This window comes from Nocardia araoensis NBRC 100135 (genome assembly GCF_000308435.1).
GTDB lineage: Bacteria > Actinomycetota > Actinomycetes > Mycobacteriales > Mycobacteriaceae > Nocardia > Nocardia araoensis.
On the sequence record NZ_BAFR01000013.1, the window covers coordinates 1 to 632 of the forward strand.

Annotated in this window: 1 protein-coding gene; it reads right to left on the reverse strand. The window is 70.3% G+C overall.

Going from position 1 to position 632, the window contains the following annotated elements; all coding sequences use genetic code 11:
- On the reverse strand, positions 1 to 535 hold a 535-nt coding region (locus ON21_RS02495), incomplete at its 3' end, for a sigma-70 family RNA polymerase sigma factor (protein WP_039794867.1).
- Positions 536 to 632 lie beyond the last annotated feature (97 nt).

Below are 632 nucleotides of genomic sequence, written 5' to 3' on the forward strand. Positions count from 1 at the left end.
GAAACGCCTCGACGACGTGTCGCTGCGCGGTGAGTTGTTCCGTGACCTCCACGCCCCGCACGCGCTGCCGGGCGCGGCTGGCCAGCTTCTTGGTGGTCGGCGTGGTGCGGCCGACGATCGGCGCGATTTCGTCGAACGGCACCGCGAACAGGTCGTGCAGGACGAACGCGACTCGCTCGTCGGGGTCGAGCCGGTCGAGCACCACCAGCAGCGCCCGGCCGACGGACTCGACCAGGACCGCTTCACGCTCCGGTTCGTTCTCCTCGGCGCCGCTGTCGAGCGGCGGGTGATCCAGCGGTTCCTCGCGCCGCGCCGTCCTGGCGCGCAACATGTCCAGGCAGATCCGGGACACGACGGTGGTGAGCCAGCCGGGGAGGTTGCGCACGTCCTCGACGTCGTGGCGGGAAAGCCGCAGCCAGGTCTCCTGCACCGCGTCGTCGGCCTCGCTCGGTGAGCCGAGCATGCGGTAGGCGACCGCGTGCAGGTGGTCGCGCTGGGCTTCGAATTCCCGCGCCGAGACGTCTTCGGTGGGCATCGGTCACCTTTCCGCTCCGCGGTCCGTCATCGAGATGACGGATTCGACAGCTCATAGGTGACCGGCGTCCGGACCGGGCGCGGCACCCGAGGAAAGG